Origin of the sequence: Phycicoccus sp. Root101 (assembly GCF_001426245.1) — a bacterium.
Lineage (GTDB): Bacteria > Actinomycetota > Actinomycetes > Actinomycetales > Dermatophilaceae > Pedococcus.
On the sequence record NZ_LMCM01000007.1, the window covers coordinates 122672 to 142105 of the forward strand.

18 protein-coding genes and 1 riboswitch are annotated in these 19434 nt (G+C 72.1%); of the genes, 4 read left to right on the top strand and 14 right to left on the bottom strand.

Annotated features, from left to right (window positions below; all coding sequences use genetic code 11):
* Nucleotides 1-13: 13 nt before the first annotated feature.
* The 4 genes from grpE to ASC58_RS11265 form a co-directional block, all read right to left on the bottom strand.
* Nucleotides 14-628, bottom strand: a complete 615-nt coding sequence (gene grpE / locus ASC58_RS11250; RefSeq protein ID WP_056919370.1) for a nucleotide exchange factor GrpE — start codon at nucleotides 626-628, stop codon at nucleotides 14-16.
* On the bottom strand, nucleotides 625-2523 hold the full coding sequence (dnaK, locus tag ASC58_RS11255; RefSeq protein ID WP_056919371.1) for a molecular chaperone DnaK: 1899 nt from the start codon (nucleotides 2521-2523) through the stop codon (nucleotides 625-627). Before dnaK ends, grpE begins: the two co-directional genes overlap by 4 nt.
* 274 nt (nucleotides 2524-2797) lie before the next feature.
* Complete coding sequence (locus tag ASC58_RS11260) at nucleotides 2798-5335, bottom strand: glycoside hydrolase family 65 protein (RefSeq protein WP_056919372.1); 2538 nt, start codon at nucleotides 5333-5335, stop codon at nucleotides 2798-2800.
* Nucleotides 5332-6063 carry an HAD family phosphatase gene (locus tag ASC58_RS11265; RefSeq protein WP_056919373.1) on the bottom strand — a complete coding sequence of 244 codons (732 nt, stop codon included), beginning with the start codon at nucleotides 6061-6063 and terminating at the stop codon, nucleotides 5332-5334. The genes ASC58_RS11260 and ASC58_RS11265 overlap by 4 nt, the downstream gene beginning before the upstream one ends.
* A 153-nt stretch (nucleotides 6064-6216) precedes the next feature.
* On the opposite strand from ASC58_RS11265, the gene ASC58_RS11270 reads away from it, so the two are divergent.
* Nucleotides 6217-6504 (top strand): excalibur calcium-binding domain-containing protein, encoded by a 288-nt coding sequence (locus ASC58_RS11270; RefSeq protein WP_056916242.1) that lies wholly within the window; start codon nucleotides 6217-6219, stop codon nucleotides 6502-6504.
* A gap of 25 nt (nucleotides 6505-6529) precedes the next feature.
* On the opposite strand, the gene ASC58_RS11275 is transcribed toward ASC58_RS11270, so the two are convergent.
* Both ASC58_RS11275 and ASC58_RS11280 read right to left on the bottom strand, forming a co-directional pair.
* Nucleotides 6530-8797 carry an ATP-binding cassette domain-containing protein gene (locus ASC58_RS11275; protein WP_235529200.1) on the bottom strand — a complete coding sequence of 756 codons (2268 nt, stop codon included), beginning with the start codon at nucleotides 8795-8797 and terminating at the stop codon, nucleotides 6530-6532.
* 13 nt (nucleotides 8798-8810) lie between these two features.
* Nucleotides 8811-9542: an ECF transporter S component gene (locus tag ASC58_RS11280; protein WP_082553214.1), complete on the bottom strand. Its 732-nt coding sequence runs from the start codon at nucleotides 9540-9542 to the stop codon at nucleotides 8811-8813.
* Between the two features lie 83 nt (nucleotides 9543-9625).
* A riboswitch (TPP riboswitch) is annotated at nucleotides 9626-9728 on the bottom strand.
* A gap of 106 nt (nucleotides 9729-9834) precedes the next feature.
* On the opposite strand from ASC58_RS11280, the gene ASC58_RS11285 reads away from it, so the two are divergent.
* Complete coding sequence (locus ASC58_RS11285; RefSeq protein WP_235529201.1) at nucleotides 9835-10089, top strand: DUF4235 domain-containing protein; 255 nt, start codon at nucleotides 9835-9837, stop codon at nucleotides 10087-10089.
* 66 nt (nucleotides 10090-10155) lie between these two features.
* Here the strand turns inward: ASC58_RS11285 and map are convergent, their stop codons facing one another.
* The gene (gene map / locus ASC58_RS11290; protein WP_056919374.1) at nucleotides 10156-10935 is read right to left on the bottom strand and encodes a type I methionyl aminopeptidase; all 780 of its coding nucleotides are present in this window, start codon (nucleotides 10933-10935) and stop codon (nucleotides 10156-10158) included.
* 65 nt (nucleotides 10936-11000) lie between these two features.
* Between map and ASC58_RS11295 the strand changes: the two genes are divergently transcribed.
* Nucleotides 11001-11291, top strand: a complete 291-nt coding sequence (locus ASC58_RS11295; RefSeq protein WP_056916239.1) for a helix-turn-helix domain-containing protein — start codon at nucleotides 11001-11003, stop codon at nucleotides 11289-11291.
* A gap of 64 nt (nucleotides 11292-11355) precedes the next feature.
* On the opposite strand, the gene ASC58_RS11300 is transcribed toward ASC58_RS11295, so the two are convergent.
* The 5 genes from ASC58_RS11300 to ASC58_RS11320 form a co-directional block, all read right to left on the bottom strand.
* Nucleotides 11356-11739: an ankyrin repeat domain-containing protein gene (locus ASC58_RS11300; RefSeq protein WP_056916238.1), complete on the bottom strand. Its 384-nt coding sequence runs from the start codon at nucleotides 11737-11739 to the stop codon at nucleotides 11356-11358.
* Complete coding sequence (gene hutI / locus ASC58_RS11305; RefSeq protein ID WP_082553215.1) at nucleotides 11736-12935, bottom strand: imidazolonepropionase; 1200 nt, start codon at nucleotides 12933-12935, stop codon at nucleotides 11736-11738. The genes ASC58_RS11300 and hutI overlap by 4 nt, the downstream gene beginning before the upstream one ends.
* Nucleotides 12932-14257: a formimidoylglutamate deiminase gene (locus ASC58_RS11310; protein WP_056916237.1), complete on the bottom strand. Its 1326-nt coding sequence runs from the start codon at nucleotides 14255-14257 to the stop codon at nucleotides 12932-12934. Before ASC58_RS11310 ends, hutI begins: the two co-directional genes overlap by 4 nt.
* Nucleotides 14254-15447 carry an allantoate amidohydrolase gene (locus ASC58_RS11315; RefSeq protein ID WP_056919557.1) on the bottom strand — a complete coding sequence of 398 codons (1194 nt, stop codon included), beginning with the start codon at nucleotides 15445-15447 and terminating at the stop codon, nucleotides 14254-14256. Before ASC58_RS11315 ends, ASC58_RS11310 begins: the two co-directional genes overlap by 4 nt.
* Before the next feature lie 140 nt (nucleotides 15448-15587).
* Nucleotides 15588-15980, bottom strand: a complete 393-nt coding sequence (locus ASC58_RS11320) for a DUF2237 family protein (RefSeq protein ID WP_056916236.1) — start codon at nucleotides 15978-15980, stop codon at nucleotides 15588-15590.
* Nucleotides 15981-16031: 51 nt separating this feature from the next.
* Here ASC58_RS11320 and ASC58_RS11325 point away from each other — a divergent pair, with 51 nt between their 5' ends.
* Entirely contained in the window at nucleotides 16032-16508 is a 477-nt protein-coding gene (locus tag ASC58_RS11325) for an aminoacyl-tRNA deacylase (protein WP_056919375.1), read from the top strand.
* Between the two features lie 22 nt (nucleotides 16509-16530).
* Here the strand turns inward: ASC58_RS11325 and ASC58_RS11330 are convergent, their stop codons facing one another.
* Both ASC58_RS11330 and hutU read right to left on the bottom strand, forming a co-directional pair.
* Nucleotides 16531-17679: a metallophosphoesterase gene (locus ASC58_RS11330; RefSeq protein WP_162246846.1), complete on the bottom strand. Its 1149-nt coding sequence runs from the start codon at nucleotides 17677-17679 to the stop codon at nucleotides 16531-16533.
* Between the two features lie 74 nt (nucleotides 17680-17753).
* Nucleotides 17754-19412, bottom strand: a complete 1659-nt coding sequence (gene hutU / locus ASC58_RS11335; RefSeq protein ID WP_056916233.1) for a urocanate hydratase — start codon at nucleotides 19410-19412, stop codon at nucleotides 17754-17756.
* Nucleotides 19413-19434: the final 22 nt, after the last annotated feature.

The following is a 19434-nucleotide window of genomic DNA, read 5'->3' on the forward strand; positions in this document are numbered from 1 at the left end:
AGTCTGGCCTCGGTCACTCGGGGTCCGCCACGGCGACACGCGCCGCGCGCAGGACCTGCTCGCCGGCGCGGTAGCCGGGCTGGAGCACCTGGACCACGGTGGTCGACCCGGTCGAGGCGACCGAACCGTCCTGCGGCCAGGCCGTGTGCATCAGCGCCTCGTGCAGGGAGGGGTCGAACTCCTCGCCCACGGCGCCGTACCGCTCGAGCCCGAACTTGCCCAGGGTGGTCTCGAGCTTGTCCGCGATCGAGGAGAACGGGCCGCCCTCGAGGTCGCCGTGCTCGCGGGCCGCGTGGATGTCGTCGAGGACCGGCAGCAGCGCCTCGATGACGGACCGGGCGGCGCGCTCCTGCACGACCGCACGGTCGCGGTCGACGCGACGCTTGTAGTTGACGTACTCCGCCTGGAGGCGCTGCAGGTCGACCAGCCGCTCCGCCGCGAGGGCGGTGTCGGGGTGGCCTTCTGCGGCGCCCTCGGGCTGGTCGTCCGAGGCGTCGGAGGCCTGGGCGCCCGACTCCTGCACCACGTCACCCTCGAGCGGGGACGCCTCGGGGGCGGTGGGCCCGGCCTGCTGGCCGGCGCCCACCTCCTCCTCGGTGCCCTGGGGCCAGGAGCTGCGCTCCGTCACTTCTTCTCCTCGTCGTCCTCGACGACCTCGGCGTCCACGACGTCGTCGTCGGACGAGGCGTCGCCGGCCGGGGCGCCGTCGCCGGAGCCCGCACCGTCGCCGGCGGTGCCGGCCTGGTCGGACTCGGCCGCGGCGGCATACATCGCTGTGCCCAGCTTCTGGGACTCCTCGGAGAGCTTCGACGACTTCGCCGAGATGTCCTCGGGGGTGGCACCCGAGTCGGCCTTGAGGGCCTCCTTGAGGTCCGCGAGGGCGGCGTCGACGTCGCCACGGCCGTCGGCCGGGATCTTGTCGGCGCTGTCGGTGAGGAACTTCTCCGTCGAGTAGACGAGCTGCTCGGCGGTGTTGCGGGCCTCGGTCTCCTCACGGCGCTTCTTGTCCTCGTCCGCGTGGGCCTCCGCCTCCTTGATCATCCGCTCGATGTCCTCCTTGGCGAGGGCAGACCCACCGGAGATGGTGATCTTCTGCTCCGCACCGGTGCCACGGTCCTTGGCGGAGACGTTGACGATGCCGTTGGCGTCGATGTCGAACGTCACCTCGACCTGGGGCACGCCACGGGGGGCCGGCGCGATGCCACTGAGCTCGAAGGTGCCGAGCTGCTTGTTGTGCTGGGCGATCTCGCGCTCACCCTGGAACACCTGGATGAGGACGCTCGGCTGGTTGTCCTCGGCGGTGGAGAACACCTCGGAGCGCTTGGTCGGGATCGCGGTGTTGCGCTCGATGAGCTTGGTGAACAGGCCACCCTTAGTCTCGATGCCCAGGCTCAGCGGCGTGACGTCGATGAGGAGGACGTCCTTGCGCTCACCCTTGAGGACACCGGCCTGCAGGGACGCACCGACGGCGACGACCTCGTCCGGGTTGACGCCCTTGTTGGGCTCCTTGCCACCGGTGAGCTCCTTGACGAGGGTGCTCACGGCGGGCATGCGGGTCGAGCCACCGACGAGGACCACGTGGTCGATCTCGGACAGGGAGATGCCGGCGTCCTTGATGACGTTCTGGAACGGCTGCTTGGTCCGGTCGAGGAGGTCCTTGGTGAGCTGCTCGAACTGGGCGCGGCTCATCGTCTCCTCGAGGTGGATCGGGCCGTTCTCCGACATCGAGAGGTACTGCAGGGAGATGTTGGTGCTCGTCGAGGACGAGAGCTCCTTCTTGGCCTGCTCCGCCGCGTCGCGCAGACGCTGCATGGCGATCTTGTCCTTGGACAGGTCGACACCGGAGGTGTTCTTCACGGTGGTGAGCAGGTGGGACACGATGCGCTCGTCCCAGTCGTCGCCACCGAGCTTGTTGTCACCGCTGGTGGAGCGGACCTGGATGGTGGAGAAGCCGTCCTCCGGGTCCTTGCCGACCTCGAGGAGGGACACGTCGAAGGTGCCGCCACCGAGGTCGAAGACGAGGATGAGCTCGTCCTCCTTGCCCTTGTCGAGGCCGTACGCGAGGGCCGCGGCGGTGGGCTCGTTGATGATGCGCAGGACGTTGAGGCCCGCGATCTCACCGGCCTCCTTGGTGGCCTGGCGCTCGTGGTCGTCGAAGTACGCGGGAACGGTGATGACGGCGTCGGTCACGTCCTCACCGAGGTAGGACTCGGCGTCGCGCTTGAGCTTCTGCAGGATGCGGGCGCTGATCTCCTGGGCGGTGTACGTCTTGCCGTCGATCTCGGGGGACTTCCAGTCCGTGCCGATGTGGCGCTTGACCGACCTGATGGTGCGGTCGACGTTGGTGACGGCCTGGCGCTTGGCGATCTCGCCGACCAGGACCTCACCGCCCTTGGAGAACGCGACGACGGACGGGGTCGTGCGACCGCCCTCCGCGTTCGCGATGATGGTCGGCTCGCCGCCCTCGAGGACGGCGACAGCCGAGTTGGTGGTTCCGAGGTCGATGCCGACCGCACGTGCCATGGGGATGCTCCTGTGGTGCTGGGGAATGGGTACCGGGTTGAGTTGCCTCCACTCAAGTTAGGACGACGTCCCGACGGGTGCAAATCCGAGCACCCAAACTTGAGTTCATCAGGCTCAACTTCGTGCGTGCAGACTTTGTTCCCGCCCGTATGCCGCAGGGGCCGGCACCGCGTCGGCCACGGGTTCGCGGGGTGGTGGGCTGGCGGCACACCCCCGGCGGGCCCCGGCTCGACGAAGCGGGGTCGGGGTCGGGGTCCGGCGTCGGGCGGCCGGGTCAGCCGGGCTTGTTGTCGTCGGTGCGCTTGCGGCTGCGCGGGTCGGGGACGCCGGCGGTGTAGACCATCTCGTGCTCGTCGCCGCGGCCCACGACCGGCATGCTGCCGAGCTCCCGCGTGATCACGGGGCCCTGGTCCTCGAGCGCGACGACGGTGGGTTCACCCGGGTCGACCCTGACCCGCTCGCCGCGCACGACGAACTCGAGCCCGTCGCCCTCCACGAGGGTGAACGCGATCTGGTCCGGAAGGATCTCCACCCGCACCCGGTTGCCGCGCACGCGCAGCCGGAACTCCAGCCGCGGCCAGCTCGCCGGCAGGCGCGGGTCGAAGGTCAGCGTGCCGTTGTGGTCGCGCATGCCGCCGAACCCGTAGACGGTGGCGTTCCAGACACCGCCGCAGGAGGCGATGTGGACGCCGTCGGCGGCGTTGCGGTGCAGGTCCGCGAGGTCGACGTAGAGCCCGGAGTGGAAGTACCGCAGGGCGAGGTCCTGGTAGCCGACCTCCGCCGCGATGATCGACTGCACGACCGCCGAGAGCGTCGAGTCGCCCGTCGTGATCGGGTCGTAGTACTCGAAGTCGGCGCGCTTCTCCTCCACGGTGAACAGGTCGCCCTGCAGGAAGAGCGCGGCGACGACGTCGGCCTGCTTGAGGACCTGGAACCGGTAGATCACCAGCGGGTGGTAGTGCAGCAGCAGGGGTCGCTTGTCCGGTGGCGTCGCCGCGAGGTCCCACACCTCCCGCTCGAGGAAGTGCTGGTCCTGGGGGTGCACGCCCATCGCCTCGTCGTAGGGGATGTGCATCCCCTCGGCACAGTGCCGCCACTCCTCGATCTCGGCGTCGTCCACCTCGAGCCGCGCCATCATGCGGGCGAAGTCGTTCGGTCGCCGTTCGCGCAGGATGTCCGACCACCGGGCGGCCTGGCGCAGGTTGTCACGCGCCATGACGTTGGTGAAGAGGTTGTTGTTGACGACCGTCGTGTACTCGTCCGGACCGGTCACCCCGTGGATGTGGAAGCGAGGCTCCTTGCGCCCCAACCAGAACCCGAGGTCGGCCCACATCCGCGCGGTCTCGACCAGGACGTCGATCCCCTCGCGCATCATGAAGTCCTCGTCACCGCTGGCGCTGACGTACTTCGAGAGGGCGTAGGCGATGTCGGCGTTGATGTGGAACTGCGCGGTGCCCGCGGCGTAGTAGGCCGAGGCCTCCTCGCCGTTGATGGTGCGCCACGGGAAGGCCGCACCGGACTGCGACAGCTCGCGCGCACGACGCCGTGCGGCCGGGAGCATCTGGTAGCGGAACCGCAGCGCACCGCGAGCCATCCACGGCGAGGTGTAGCTGAGGAACGGCAGCACGTACGTCTCGGTGTCCCAGAAGTAGTGGCCCTCGTACCCCGAGCCCGTGACGCCCTTGGCCGGGATGCCGGCCTGCTCCACGCGACCCGAGGCCTGCGCGAGCTGGAACAGGTTCCACCGGATCGCCTGCTGCACGTCGGGGTGTCCGTCGACCACGACGTCCGAGTCCGCCCAGAACCGGTCCATCCAGCGCCGCTGCTCGGCGAACAGCTCCTCGACACCGGCCTCCCGCGCGCGGTCGAGGGTGCGCCGGCCGCGGTCGACCAGCTCGCGCACGGGCACCCCGCGCGAGGAGTGGTATGCCGCGACCTTGGTGATCGTGATCGGCACGCCTTCCCTGGCGGTGACCCGGTAGACCTTCTTGGCCAGGTCCTCCTCGGCGTGCGCCAGCTCCTCGAAGACGTTGTCGGTGCGGATCTCGTGGTCCACGGCGACGGCGACCGTCATGCCCGAGCTGGCGCAGCGGTAGCCCAGGATGGCCCGGCGCTCGCTGCACCAGTGGCTCTGCGGCAGCAGGACCCGCTCGGTGAACTTGGCGGCCTTGCGCGGGTCGAACCCGGCACCCATGGCCGCCGACTTCACGAAGTACTCGTCCTGGCCGTCCTGGCGGTTGAGCACCTGCGACGAGATCGCGATCGGGGCGTCGCCATCGAGCAGGGTCACCTCGAACGTCATCACCGCGAGGTGCCGCTGCTCGAACGACACCATGCGTCGCGACTCGACCTTGACCCGCTTGCCCGAGGGCGTGCACCAGACGAGCGACCGGCGCAGCACCCCGTCGGCGAAGTCGAGCGACCGCTCGTAGTGCTCGAGGTCCGCGACCGAGAGGAGCAGCGGCTCGTCGTCGACGTAGAGCTTGATCGTCTTGACGTCCGGGACGTTGACGATGGTCTGGCCGGTCTGGGCGAAGCCGAAGGCCTCCTCCGCGTGCCGGATCTTCCAGGTCTCGTGGAACCCGTTGATGAAGGTGCCGTGGGCGTGGGTCTCGCGACCCTCCTCGACGTTGCCGCGCATGCCGAGGTAGCCGTTGGCGACGGCGAACACCGTCTCGGTGACGCCGAGGTCCTCGTTGGAGAAGGCCGTCTCGGTCCACGCCCACTCGTCGACCGGGAAGCGGGTGCGGTCGACCGGGTCGACGGGGGTGGTCGTCGGGGCGCCGCCGTGGCCGGTGCCGGAGTCGCTCATCGAGCGATCAGCTCGTCGAGCTCGGACACGACCACGTCGGCGCCACCGTCGAGCAGCGGCTGGGCGCCGGCACCTCGGTCGACCCCGACGACGAGCCCGAAGTCCCCGGCCCGGCCGGACTGGACCCCCGAGAGGGCGTCCTCGAGCACGACGGAACGCTCCTTGGTCACGCCGAGCTGCTCCGCGGCATACAGGTAGGTGTCGGGAGCCGGCTTGCCCGGGAGGCCGGCGGCCGCGGCGACCTGGCCGTCGACGACGACCTCGAAGCGGTCGGCGAGGCCGGCGGCGGCGAGGACGGCCGGGGCGTTGCGGGACGAGGAGACGACGGCGACGGCGGTGCCGCGCTCGCGCAGGTGGTCCAGGAGGGCGACCGAGGCCGGGTAGGGGGTGACGCCCTCGTCACGGAGCACCGCGGAGAAGGCGGCGTTCTTGCGGTTGCCGAGGCCGCACACGGTCTCGAGCTCGGGGGCGTCGTCAGGGGTGCCGTCCGGCAGGGTGATGCCGCGCGAGGCGAGGAAGGAGCGCACGCCGTCGTAGCGCGGCTTGCCGTCCACGAAGTCGAAGTAGTCCTGCTCGGTGTAGGGCTGCTGGTCCTCGTCGCGGCCCTCCTTCCGGCTGCGGAGGTAGTCGTTGAACATGACGTCCCACGCCCGCATGTGCACCTCAGCGGTCGGGGTCAGCACCCCATCGAGGTCGAAGAGGGCAGCGTCGTAGTCGGTCCAGTCCACCGGTCAAGGCTAGAGGCCCACCTCCACGGCCGTCGGGCAGGTCACGGCAAGTCCCACGGGATGGTCAGCCGTCCGGCCGAGGTTGTCCGCGGGGAGGGTCGGAAGGTGGCGAAAAGGCCTGCTTCGTACCCGGCCGGCTGCGAGAGTGCGCGCATGCGCTCCCGTTCCGCCCTCGCCACCCTCGTCGCCTCCACCCTGCTCTCCAGCGGCTTCGTCATCGCGACGTCGGTCTCGGCCGAGGCCGCCCCCAAGCCGAAGGCCTACAAGAACTGCACCGAGCTGAACAAGGTCTACAAGCACGGTGTCGGCAGGCCCGGCGCCAAGGACAAGGTCAGCGGGTCGACCAAGCCGGTCACCAGCTTCACCGTCAGCGCGGCGACCTACAAGCTCAACACCAAGAGCGACCGCGACAAGGACGGCATCGCCTGCGAGAAGCGCTGACGGCACCGGACGCGCCCGGGCAGCGCTAGACCGCCAGCAGCGCGACGGCGACCGGGGCGAGCGAGAGCACCAGCACGAGGCTGTCCGCGAGCCCCCAGGGTGCGGCGTGCGCCCACGTGCGCCGCGACGCCGTGGCGAACCCGCGGGCGTCCATCGCCACGGCGAGCACCGCCGCCGCCTGGAGCGAGCGCACGAGCATGCCCAGGGTCAGCGCCCAGACCTCGTCCAGGACCGACCGCGGGGACCGTGCCGTCGCGGCGATCCCCCGCACCCTGCGAGCGCGCGCGATCTCGGCCCAGGTGTCGCCGAACGTGTGCACGCGCTGGAGGGCGGCAGCCAGCGCGACGACCGGACGTGCGGGGAGCCGCAGCTGCTGGGCGAGGTGGTCACCGAGGGCGTCGGCGTCGACGTACCGGATCAGCACCGCGGACGGCAGCACGATGACGAGGACGCGCAGGCCGGCCGTCGCGACGACGTCGAGGTCGCGGGTCCCGAGCAGCCACGTCGACCACGCGACGGAGACCGCCCCGACCAGGCCGGGCACCATCCGCACGGCGACACCGGCAGCCCGGCCCCTGGGCCGGGGCCCGCGCCCCGGGGCGGCCAGGGCGAGGCCCATGAGGACCAGCTGGGTGGCCAGGACCGCGAGGCTCGTGCGCCAGTGCGGCGACACGACCCCGGCCGGTATGGCGAGCAGCGACCCCGCGAGCAGGGCCAGGGGGCCGGCTCGCGCCACCAGCGGCCGTCGCGGCGTGGGCGGGCTCGGTGGCTGCGCGGGACGGCTGACGGTGGTGACCCGGTCCGCCCGGTCGACGACCCCGTCGTCGTGGGTCGTCACGACCACGGCCGAGTCGGCGTCCCGCAACGCCTCGAGGATGCCGACGACCGCCGCCCACGTCCTGCGGTCCTGGCCGACCGTGGCCTCGTCCGCGAGCAGGACCGCGGGCTGGTGGGCCACGGCCGACACCATCGCGAGGCGTCGCTGCTCGCCGCCGGAGAGGTGACGGGGATCGGCCTGCTCCAGGTGCCCGAGCCCGAGCACTCCGAGGAGGGCACGGCACCGGGCCAGGGCCTCGGACTCCACGAGGCCGAGGGCACGGGAGGTCGTCATCACCTCGTCGAGGACCGTGGAGGCGACCAGCGTCGAGCTGGCCCACTGCGGCACCCACGCGAGGGTCCGGGCGACGTCCTTCGTGGACCAGTCGCGAGGGTCACGACCTCCCTCGACCGCCAGCTCGGGGTGGACCCGCACCTGACCACCCTGCCGGTCCACGAGCCCGGCGAGCGCGAGCACGAGCGTGGACTTGCCCGCGCCCGAGGGGCCGATGAGGGCGTGTGACTCACCCGCTCTCACCTGCAGCCACTGGGCGTCGACGGCGACGCTGGTGCGGGTCGACCCGTCCAGACGACGCACCGAACGCTCCACCCGCAGGTCGACCGCGTCGAGGGCCACCACGTGCGCTCCGAGCCGGCCCGGCCCGAACGTCCCCGGGGGGACCGGGATGGGATCGGGATCGGCGACGCCGGGCACCCAGATCCCTTGGGCGGCAAGGGCCTCGCCCTCGTCGGCCAGGACCCGGCCCGGTGGGCCGTCGGCGACGACCCTGCCCGCCGAGTCCAGGACGACGAGCCGGTCGGCGAAGTCGACCCACGGCCCGAGCCGGTGCTCGACCACGACCGTGGTCAGGCCCCTGGACCGCGTCACCTCGTCGACGACCTCCCGGACGGAGGCCGCGTTGACCGGGTCGAGCATCGCGGTCGGTTCGTCGAGGAGCAGCAGCCCGGGTTCCAGGGCCAGCGCGCCGGCGAGCGCGAGGCGTTGCTGCTCCCCACCCGAGAGCGCGTGTGTGGGGGTGTCCTGCGGCATCGTCAGGTGCACGGCCGCCAGCGCGGAGGCGACGCGGTCCGGCATGTCCGCGCGCGGCACACCCGTGTTCTCCAGGCCGAAGGCGACGTCACGCCCGATGGTCGCCGAGACCACGCCCGCCCCGGGCTCCTGGAGCACCAGGCCGACGGCACCGGCCCGGGCACCCGGTTCGGTCCCGTCGAGCAGGACCGAACCGCTGAGCTCACCGGAGTCGGCGACCTCGAGCACGCCCGCGAGGGCACGCAGGAGGGTGGACTTGCCCGACCCGCTGGGGCCGACGAGCAGCAGGCGTTGGCCCGCAGGGACGACGAGGTCGATCCCGCGCAGCACGGGTTCGCGGCGGCCGTACGGGCGCCACGTGAGGTCGCGGACCTCGACGCGTCCGGCTGCGCCCCCGGCGACGGGGACGTCATCGGGGGTCAGCACGCGGCCGGCGAGGTCAGACAGCGCGGGTCTCCCTGACTTCCTGACCGACCGGGAAGGCGCCGAGGGCACCGGCCTTGGCCAGCGCCCGGGTCAGCAGCCAGCCGAGGCCGCCGGCGATGACGGCTCCCGACACGGTGAGGATGGCGCCGTAGAGGAGCTTGTAGTCCATGCCCCAGTCGGTCCAGTAGACCTGCCACTCGTAGACCGCCTCGAGGGGCGCGCTGAGGGCACCGGCGAGAGCCGCCGCACCGAGGCCGAAGGCGCCGTACCCGAGGAGCAGGAAGGCGATCTCGGCGCCCGCTCCCTGGAGGATGCCGGACACCAGGGTGGACGCACCCCACTGGGTGCCGGGGAGCATCGAGACCAGCGCGGCGATGACCTCGCACAGGAGGGCTGCGCCGGGACGCCGGATCACGAGGCCACCGACGACCCCGGCCATCAGCCACGGAGCGGCGGTGATGCCCTGCAGGGGTGGGAAGGCCTTGCCGAGGAGGTCGGCCGGGCCGCCGTAGGCGAGGCCCCAGCCCCAGTAGGCGATGCCGAACGCGGCGCCGAGGAAGGCGACGGTCAGCAGGTCGACCGTGCGCCACCCGAACAGGGAGCCGCTCGCACGGATACTGCCGCGGCGGGCGGGGGTCGTGGTGCCGGTGCCAGTGGAGCCGGTGCTGGCGTCGGGCGTGCTGGTGGTGGCCGTGCTGGTGGTGCTGGTGCCGGGCGAGCCGGCGGGGGTGTTGGTGGTGCTCATGGTCGTGCCTCCCGAGGATCCGTTGGATTCCGAGGGGGTGGCCCCTGCCGACCAGCGCACCGGAGAGGCACGACGGCCGACAGGTGCGTGAGAACTCGACTCCCTACGCCGGTGCGAACCGGATCAGGTGTGAGGGTCTGCGGTGGGCCGCACTCTCAGCGCTTGCGCGCTCCCCTGTCGTGACGTCTGCAGGCTACTCCACCCTGTGCAAGGCTGGACAGGACGACGGCGCAGAGATCTGCGACCTGCACGACGACTGGAGGACGACATGGGCCCGATGGTGTGGAGAATCATGGGAACGGGATCCGCGGTGCTGGCCGGCATCGTCGCGAACAAGCTGGTGACGACCATCTGGAAAAAGGCCGGCAAGGACTCGACGCTGGACCCCCGCGACCCGCGCACGCCGTGGAAGGACGCGGTCGCGTTCGCCGCCCTCACCGGGCTGGCGGCCGGCGCCGCCAAGGTCGCGATGACCCGCAAGGCCGCCCAGTACTACGAGAAGTCGGCCGGCCACCTCCCCCAGGCCATGCAGGACGGCGAGGCCTGACAGGCGTCCGGACCCCGCGACCGGCGCCACGACCGGCGCCACGACCAGCGCCGCGTCAGGCGTCCCTCAGTTGGCCACCCGCGGCAGCGTGAGGACCTCGGCGCCGTGCTCGGTGATCGCGATGGTGTGCTCGCTGTGCGCGGTCCGGCAGCCGGTGGCGCTCTTCAGCGTCCACCCGTCGGCATCCGTGACCAGCTCGTCGGTGTCGGCCATCACCCACGGCTCGAGTGCCAGCAGCAGCCCGGGGCGCAGGGTGTAGCCACGTCCGGGCCGACCGGCGTTCGCGACGTGCGGGTCCTGGTGCATCGTCGAACCCACCCCGTGGCCGCCGAACTGCGTGTTGACCGAGTAGCCGGACGCCCGGAGGCTCGAGCCGATCGCGTGGGAGAGGTCCCCGATCCGGGCGCCCGGGCTGGCGACGGCGATCCCGGCCGCGAGGGCCCGCTCGGTCGCGTCGATGAGCGCCAGGCTCTCGGCCGGCTGGGAGTCGCCGACGACGAAGCTGATCGCGGAGTCCGCGACGATCCCGCCCAGCGACACGGCGAGGTCGAGCGAGACGAGGTCGCCGTCCGCCAGCACGAGGTCGCGCGGGAGGCCGTGCAGCACCGCGTCGTTCACCGAGGTGCAGATGTAGTGGCCGAAGGGACCGCGTCCGAAGGACGGCGCGTAGTCGACGTAGCAGGACACCGCGCCGGCCTCGAGGATCATCGCCTTGGCCCACCGGTCGATGTCGAGCAGGTTGGTCCCGACCGCGCTGCGCGACCTCAGGGTCTGCAGGATGTCCGCGACGAGGGCACCGGGTTCCCTGGCCCGGACGAGCTGGGTGGGGCTGAGGATCTCGATCATGCGCGGCCTTTCCGGAACATCCAATAACTATCCCGGTAATGATATCCCGGTATTAGTATCCGACCATGGTCAGGTTGCCACTCACCCCCGCCGAGGTCGAACGCGGGCAGCGTCTCGGCGCCCTGCTGCGTCGGGCCCGAGGAGACCGCCCGATGCTCGAGACGGCCCTCGACGCCCACCTCTCGCCGGAGACGCTGCGCAAGATCGAGTCGGGACGCGTCGCCACACCGGCGTTCCCGACCATCGCGGCGATCGCGGACGTCCTCGGCCTGTCGCTCGACGCCGTGTGGGCCGAGGTCAACGGTGCCGACGGCGTCGCCCCTGCCGCCCGACGGCGCGACCGACTGGCGTCGTAGACCGGCTCGCGACCGGGACCGGCTGGCGACCTGGAGCGGTTGGCGTCCCGAGGTCGGCTGGCGGTCACTGCGCGAGCAGGTCCTCGCGACCGAACATCGCCGCCGTGGCCCTGGCGCTCGGCGTCCCGAGGTCGGGATCGGCGCCGTGCTCCAGCAGGGCCTGCACCACCTCGTCCTCACCCTTGAAGACCGCCCCGGCCAGCGGCGTCTGACCGCGGTCGTTGGTCCGGTCGACGTCGGCGCCGGCCGCCGCGAGGCCGAGCACGGCATCGGCGTGACCGTGGTAGGCGGCGAGCATCAGGAGCGTGTTGCCGCTCGCGTCCGTGAGGTCGACCGGCACCCCGGCCGCGACGTAGGCGAGCAGGCGCGGGGTGTCGCCGTGCCGGGCGAAGTCGAAGCAGGCGTGCGCGACCTCGACGAGCTCGGGGGCGGGCTCGGGCCCGCTCATCCCGCCACCCCCGTGGACGCGCCGGAGAGGTCCAGGGCCCGCGCGATGGGCACGCCGGCGCGGTAGGACAGGTGGACGTGGGAGGGGGCGTCGAGCACGGTGAGGTCAGCTCTCCCACCCACGACGATCCGTCCGATGTCGCTGCGGCGCAACGACTTCGCCGAGCCGGCGGTCGCGGCATACACGGCCTCACCGGGGGTGAGGCCCATCTCTCGGACGGCCAGGGCGATGACGAACGGCATCGACGACGAGTAGCAGGTGCCCGGGTTGCAGTCCGTGGCGAGGGCGATGTCGACACCGGCACGCAGCAGGCCGGCGGCGTCCGGGTAGGGCGACCGGGTCGAGAACTCCACGCCGGGCAGGAGCGTCGCCACCGTGGTGCCCACCGCGTCGGCGAGGGCGGTGACGTCGTCGTCGGACAGGTGGGTGCAGTGGTCGACGCTGGCGGCGCCGAGCTCGACGGCGAGCTGGACACCCGGGCCCGGACCCAGCTGGTTGCCGTGGACGCGCAGCCCCAGCCCGGCCTCCCGCCCGGCGAGCAGGACGGCGCGCGCCTCCTCCGCGGTGAAGGCGTGGGCCGAGTGCGGCTCGCAGAACACGTCGACCCACCGCGCGTGCGGTGCCGCCGCCGTGAGCATCGGCCCGGTGACGAGCTCGAGGTATGCCGCGCGGTCGGCGGCGTACTCGGCGGGCACCACGTGCGCCCCCAGGAACGTCGTCTCGGTCGTGAACTCCGAGGCGATGCGCAGGGCGCGGACCTCGTCCTCCACCGTGAGGCCGTAGCCGCTCTTGACCTCGACGGTGGTCGTTCCCTGGGCCCGCATCTCGGCGAACCGGGCGGCCACCAGGGCCCTCAGCTCGTCATCGGTGGCGGCCCGGGTCGCCCGGACGGAGACACCGATGCCACCGCCGTCGTAGGGCGTCCCCGCCATCCGCGCGGCGAACTCGTCGCCGCGGTCCCCGGCGAAGACGAGGTGCGCGTGCGAGTCGACGAACCCCGGGATGACCGCGCGCCCACCGACGTCGACCCGGTGGTCCGCGGCCGGGGCGTCGGTCGCAGTGCCGAGCCACGCGACCAGTCCGTCCTCCACGACCACGGCCGCTCCGTGCCGCAGCCCCAGGCGACCGCCGACCGGCCCGTCCATCCCGTCGCACGTGAGGAGCTCACCGATCCCGGTGACGACGGTGCTGCTCACCGGTGCTCCCTGACGTCGGCAAGCGCCTTCGAGAGAAGGCCTGCGACGTCCCCGAGCTCGTGGGCGCCGTCGCGCACGACGGCGCGGCCTCCCACGACGACGAGGTCGACGTCGGATCGCGTTGCGCTGTAGAGGATCTGGGCCGCCTTGGATCCCACCGTGTTGACGGTGTCGGTGCGCACGAGGACGAAGTCGGCGACCTGACCCTCGGCGATGTCGCCGATGTCGTTCCAGCCGAGGCTGCGGTACCCGTCGACGCCGGCGGCTCGCAGGAGCTCGTCCCCGGTGAACCGGCCACGCTCGTTGCTCGTGAGCCGCTCGTGCATCTCCAGGCCGCGGAGCTCCTCGAATGGGTCGATCACCGCGTGCTGGTCGGACCCGAGGGACAACCGCACCCCGTGGTCCGCGAGCGTGCGCGCGGGGCCGATCCCGTCGGCGAGGTCGCGCTCGGTCGTCGGGCAGAAGCAGGCCGTCGCCCGCCCGTCGCCGAGGAGGCGAACGTCCTCGTCGGTGAGGTGGGTCGCGTGGACCGCGGAGAAGCGTTCGTTGACCAGACCCGCCTCGGCGAGCAGCGCGGTGGGGGTGGCGCCGTAGAACATCTGGGTGGCGAGGTTCTCGGCCGGCTGCTCGCTGACGTGCGCGTGCACGATGCGTCCCCGGGTCACCTGCGCCATGGGTTCGAGCTGGTCGCGCGGGATGGCGCGCACCGAGTGCACCGCCGCCCCGATGCGGGTGGTCAGGCCCGGCTCGAGGGCCGCGACCCGGGCGGCCCACGCGTCGACGTCACCGTCGGAGAAGCGCACCTGGACGTCGTCGAGGGGCAGGTGCCCGTCACCCGTCAGTCCTCCGGCGAGGTAGCAGGTGTCGAGCAACGTGAGCCTGATCCCCACCTCCTGGGCGGCGGAGACCAGGGCGTGACCCATGGCGTTGGGGTCGTCGTACCGCTTGCCGCCCGGTGCGTGGTGCAGGTAGTGGAACTCGCCGACCGCCGTGATGCCGGCCAGCGCCATCTCGGCGAAGACCGCCCTGGCGAGGGCGAAGTACGTGTCCGGCGTGAGGTGCCGGGTCACGGCATACATCTGGTCGCGCCACGTCCAGAAGTTGCCGCCGTCGACGTGCGTGCGGCCGCGCAGCGCGCGGTGGAACGCGTGGCTGTGCGCGTTCGCCAGCCCGGGGAGGACGACGCCGTGGAGCCGCTCGTCCCCCGGGGCGGGGCGCGCCTTCCGGTGGACGGCGACGAACCGCCCCTCCACCACCTCGAACCGCACGTCGGTCGCCAGTCCCGTGGGCAGCCAGGCGTGCTCGGCCCAGTAGGTCGTCATCCGGCCTCCCCGGCGAGGTCCTCGAGGACGGCGGTGAGGGCGGCGACGCCCTCGAGGCAGTCGGAGGTCTCGGCGTGCTCCGCGGGCGAGTGGGAGATGCCCGTGGGGTTGCGGACGAAGAGCATCGCCGTGGGCACCCCGGCGTTCGCGAGGATGCCGGCATCGTGCCCGGCACCGGTGCCGAGCGCCGGTATGCCGCCGAGCCGGGTCGCGATCCGCGCCGAGAGGGACGGGTCGAACGGGGTCGACGGGGTCCAGGACTCCTCCGTCACGTGGCCGCCGGCCTGCTCGACCATGCCCTGCACGTCGGCGACCGCACGGCGGACGGCGCGGGGCTTGGCGCCGCGCGCGTCGAGCCAGCCGGTGACCGCACTGGGAACGGCGTTGACGCCGCCCGGGACGACGGCGACCTTGCCCACCGTCGCCACGCACCCGTGGTTGATCGCGGCCTCGCGGGCGGCGAGGACGGCCCCGGCGAACCCCAGCATCGCGTCCTGGCGGTCCTCGAGGCGCGTGGTCCCGGCGTGGTTGGCCTCGCCGGGGAAGTCGAGCCGCCAGCGGCCGTGCGGCCAGATGTCCGTGCCGACGGCCACCGGCTGGCCGAGGTCGATGAGCCCTCGCCCCTGCTCGACGTGCAGCTCGACGAACGCCCCGATCCTGCCGACCGTCTCGTCGTCGCGGCCGATCTGGTGCGGGTCGCGCCCGGCGGCGGCGAGCGCGTCGGCCATCGAGGTGCCGTCGGCGTCGGTGAGGCCACGGGCCCGGCGGGCCGTCATGGCCCCGGTGATGACGCGGGAGCCGGCGCACGCGACACCGAAGCGCGCACCCTCCTCGTCGACGAAGTTGACGATGCCGATGGGGCGGCGCGGAGCGAACCCGTTGCCCTGCAACGCATCCACGGCAGCAAAGGCGCTCACCACACCGAGTGGACCGTCGAAGGCACCACCATCGGGGACGCTGTCGAGGTGGGAGCCGGTGACGACACCCTTGTCACCGTCGCGGACCGCCTGGTCGGGGTCGCCCCACCAGGCCCACTGGTTGCCCATCCGGTCCTCGGTGAGGTCGAGTCCACGGCGGGTCGCCTCCGCGGCGAACCACTCGCGAAGGTCGTGGTCCTCGCGCGTCCAGGCGAAGCGCCGGTAGCCACCGGAGGCCGCACTGCGCCCCACGGGCTGCAGGTCGGCCCACATCGACTCGAAGCTCACGCTGCCCTCTCGACTCCGGTGCTCGGCTGGCTGGTCGGCCTCGGACCGACGACCTGACCATTCCACACCCCACGGGCCGGCGCCGACCGGGGCGGCACCGGCAATGTGTCTCGGATGGGAGACTTCTACGACTCGAGCGAGCTGATGTCGGAGGGCACGTCGACCGCGTGCTGCTGCAGCACCGCGAGCGGCACCAGGGTCAGCACCGACTCGTGGGTGGAGGCGAGGACCACGGGAGCACCCACACCGTCGCTGAAGGCCCGGGCCCAGTTCAGGGCCGTGACGCACCAGCGGTCCCCCGGCACCAGGCCGGGGAAGCCGTACTCGGGCATGGGGTTGGACAGGTCGTTGCCGATACCGCGCTGGTGCTCGAGGAACTCCGCGGTCGCCACCGCGCAGATGGTGTGGCTGCCGAGGTCCTCGGCGCCGGTGCGACAGCACCCGTCCCGGAAGAAGCCGGTCATGGGCTCGGTGCCGCAGGGCTCCAGGTCGCCACCGAGGACGTTGCGCTCGTTCACCGCCCCAGCATGGCACCCCCGCCCCGGCGGCAGGAGACCTAGGCTGGCTCCATGAGTGACGACGGTGCCCAGCGCGCGGCTCAGGCGCTGGCCGACAGCGGGATCGAGCACACCCTGACCAGGCACGGGCGGGTCGGGTCCCTCGAGGAGGCCGCTGCCGCCCGCGGCGTCGAACCGCACGACATCATCAAGACGCTGGTCGTGCGCCGGGCCGAGGACGACTACCTCTTCGTGCTCGTGCCGGGCGGGCGCGAGATCTCGTGGCCCAAGCTGCGGGCGCTGCTCGGTGTCAACCGGATGTCGATGCCCGATGCCGCCACGGCCAAGGACGTCACCGGCTACGAGCGCGGCACCATCACGCCGTTCGGCTCGACCACCGCCTGGCCGGTCGTCGCCGATGCGACGGTGGCCGGCCGGCTCGTGTCGATCGGTGCGGGGGCCCACGGGGTGGCGGCCACCGCGCAGGCGGACGACATCGTCGAGGCCCTGGGCGCGCAGGTGGCCGACGTCACCGAGCCAGCCGGCTGACCGATCCGGTCCCGGCTGCCCCTCAGGGGCGGACGAACCGCATACCGCTGAGGGTGCGCGAGTAGGGGTAGACCTCCTCGACGTCGCGCTGCCCCGGTGGCCTGGACCGGTCGTAGCTGGCCCGCACCTGCGTTGTGACCGTCCCGGTGGCGGTGTCGACCGTGACGAGGCGCACCGGGTTGGTGTCGGGGGCGTGCATGGCCTGCAGGAACATCGCGACCGGGTGGCCGTCGGCGGCCGGGGTCGTCTCGCTCACGACCTGGCCGGTGTGGCCCGAGAAGGTCATGACGACGTTCGGGTACGGCTTGAGCGCGTCCCAGAGCTGCTGGGGACTGGTCGCGCCGTACCCGCCGTTGGTCTGCGAGATCGACCCGTCGCCCTCGAGGAACATGTGGGTCAGCACGATGACGTTGTCCTTCGGGTGCGCGGCCACGACCCCCGTGGCCCACTGCACGATCTCGGGTCGCGGCCAGAGCTCGAGGCTGAGCACGAGCCAGTCCACCCCGCCCGCGCGGAACGTGCGGTAGCCGTTGTCCGACTTCCCCGGCTCGGCCAGTCCGGTGAAGCCGAAGTAGCTCGGCGGGTAGTACTGGTTCCACAGGGTCGTGTCGCGGACGGTCGTGGCGGTGTCGGCACCGGGGCAGGCCGAACCGCCCTCGCAGACCGCCGCGGTGTCGTGGTTGCCGGGCGAGGCGATGAACGGGATCCCGGCAGCCCCCAGCGCCTTGAACCGTGTGCTCATGCTGACCCACTGCTGGTGGTCCGGGGTGTCCCAGTCCTGGACGTCGCCGCTGTGCAGGACCCACTGGAGGTTGAGCTGGTCGCGGTGCTGCACGAGCCACGCGATCCGGGTGTCCGTCCGCGGGTCGTCGGCCTTGACCTCGGGCTGGGTGTCGGGGATGACGGCGAACGTGAAGGTCGTCGCCGGGTCGCCCACCGTGGGCACCGGCGCGGAGGGGGTCGGGGGTTCGACCGTCGAGGTGCCGTAGGTCGAGCTGCCCTTGCCGGCCACCGCCACGCTCGGCGCAGACGTCACCGCGCCAGCGGCCTTCGACGTCGAGCCCGTGCAGGCGCCGAGCGCGAGGACGGCCCCGACGAGGGCCGCGACCACCGGTGCCGGGGCAGGCCGGCGGACCGCCTCGAACCGTGCCTGTCGTCCCAGTGCCCTCACCCCCGTCCAGCGAGCGTATGCCGCGTGGTCACCACGCGGCATACGTCGCCTGACGTAGGTCGTGGACGGGCTGGTCAGCCCTCGCGCATGGGGATGCGGACGCCCTGCTCGGCAGCGGTGCGCTCGGCGATGTCGTACCCGGCGTCGACGTGCCGGATGACACCCATGGCGGGGTCGTTCGTCAGCACGCGGGCGAGCTTCTGCGCGGCCAGCTCGGTGCCGTCGGCGAGCGAGACCTGTCCGGCGTGCAGCGAACGGCCGATGCCGACGCCACCACCGTGGTGGATCGAGACCCAGCTCGCACCCGAGGAGGTGTTGACGAGGGCGTTGAGCAGGGGCCAGTCGGCGATCGCGTCGGAGCCGTCGAGCATGGACTCGGTCTCGCGGTAGGGGCTGGCCACCGAACCCGTGTCGAGGTGGTCGCGGCCGATGACGAGCGGGGCGCTCACCTCACCGGTGCGGACCAGCTCGTTGAACGCGAGCCCGGCCTTGTCGCGCTCGCCCTGGCCGAGCCAGCAGATGCGGGCGGGCAGGCCCTGGAACGCGATCCGGTCCTGGGCGCCGCGGATCCACTTGTGCAGCCGCTCGTTGTCGGGGAACAGGTCGAGGACGGCCTTGTCGGTCGCCGCGATGTCCTTGGGGTCGCCCGAGAGCGCGGCCCAGCGGAACGGGCCCTTCCCCTCGCAGAACAGCGGGCGGATGTAGGCCGGGACGAAACCGGGGAACTCGAACGCGCGGTCGTAGCCGCCCTGCCGGGCCTCGTCGCGGATGCTGTTGCCGTAGTCGAAGACCTCGGCGCCGGCGTCCTGGAACTCGACCATCGCCTGCACGTGCCTGGCCATCGACTCGCGGGCGCGGTCGGTGAACTCCTCCGGCTTCTTGTCCGCGTACTCGTGCCAGTCGCCGAGCTCGATGCCCTCGGGCAGGTAGGACAACGGGTCGTGCGCCGAGGTCTGGTCGGTGACGATGTCGATCGGCACCCCGCGGCGCAGCAGCTCGGGGAACACCTCCGCGGCGTTGCCCACGACGCCGACGGACCAGGCGCGACGCTCGTTCTTGGCGGCGACGGCCTTGTCGATCGCCTCGTCGAGCGAGTCGGCGACCTCGTCGAGGTAGCGGTGCTCGACCCGGCGGCGCAGCCGCGACTCGTCGACGTCGACGATGAGGCAGGCGCCCTCGTTCATCGTGACGGCCAGCGGCTGGGCGCCGCCCATGCCGCCGCACCCGGCGGTCAGCGTCAGCGTGCCGGCGAGCGTTCCCCCGAAACGCTTCTCGGCGATCGCCCCGAACGTCTCGTACGTCCCCTGGACGATGCCCTGGGTGCCGATGTAGATCCACGACCCGGCCGTCATCTGGCCGTACATCGTCAGCCCGAGGTGCTCGAGCCGGCGGAACTCGGGCCAGGTGGCCCAGTCGCCGACGAGGTTGGAGTTGGCGATGAGGACGCGCGGCGCCCACTCGTGGGTCTGCATGACCCCGACGGGACGGCCGCTCTGCACGAGCATGGTCTCGTCCTGCTTGAGCGTCGACAGGGTCCGGACCATCGCGTCGAACGACTTCCAGTCACGGGCCGCACGGCCGGTGCCGCCGTAGACGACCAGGTCGTCGGGACGCTCGGCGTTCTCGGGGTCGAGGTTGTTCATGAGCATCCGCAACGGCGCCTCGGCGCCCCAGTGGGTGGCGTGGGTCAGCTGGGTGCCGCGCGGTGAGCGGACGGGACGAGCGCCTTCCATGTCGTTCTCCTTCGGTGCAGTT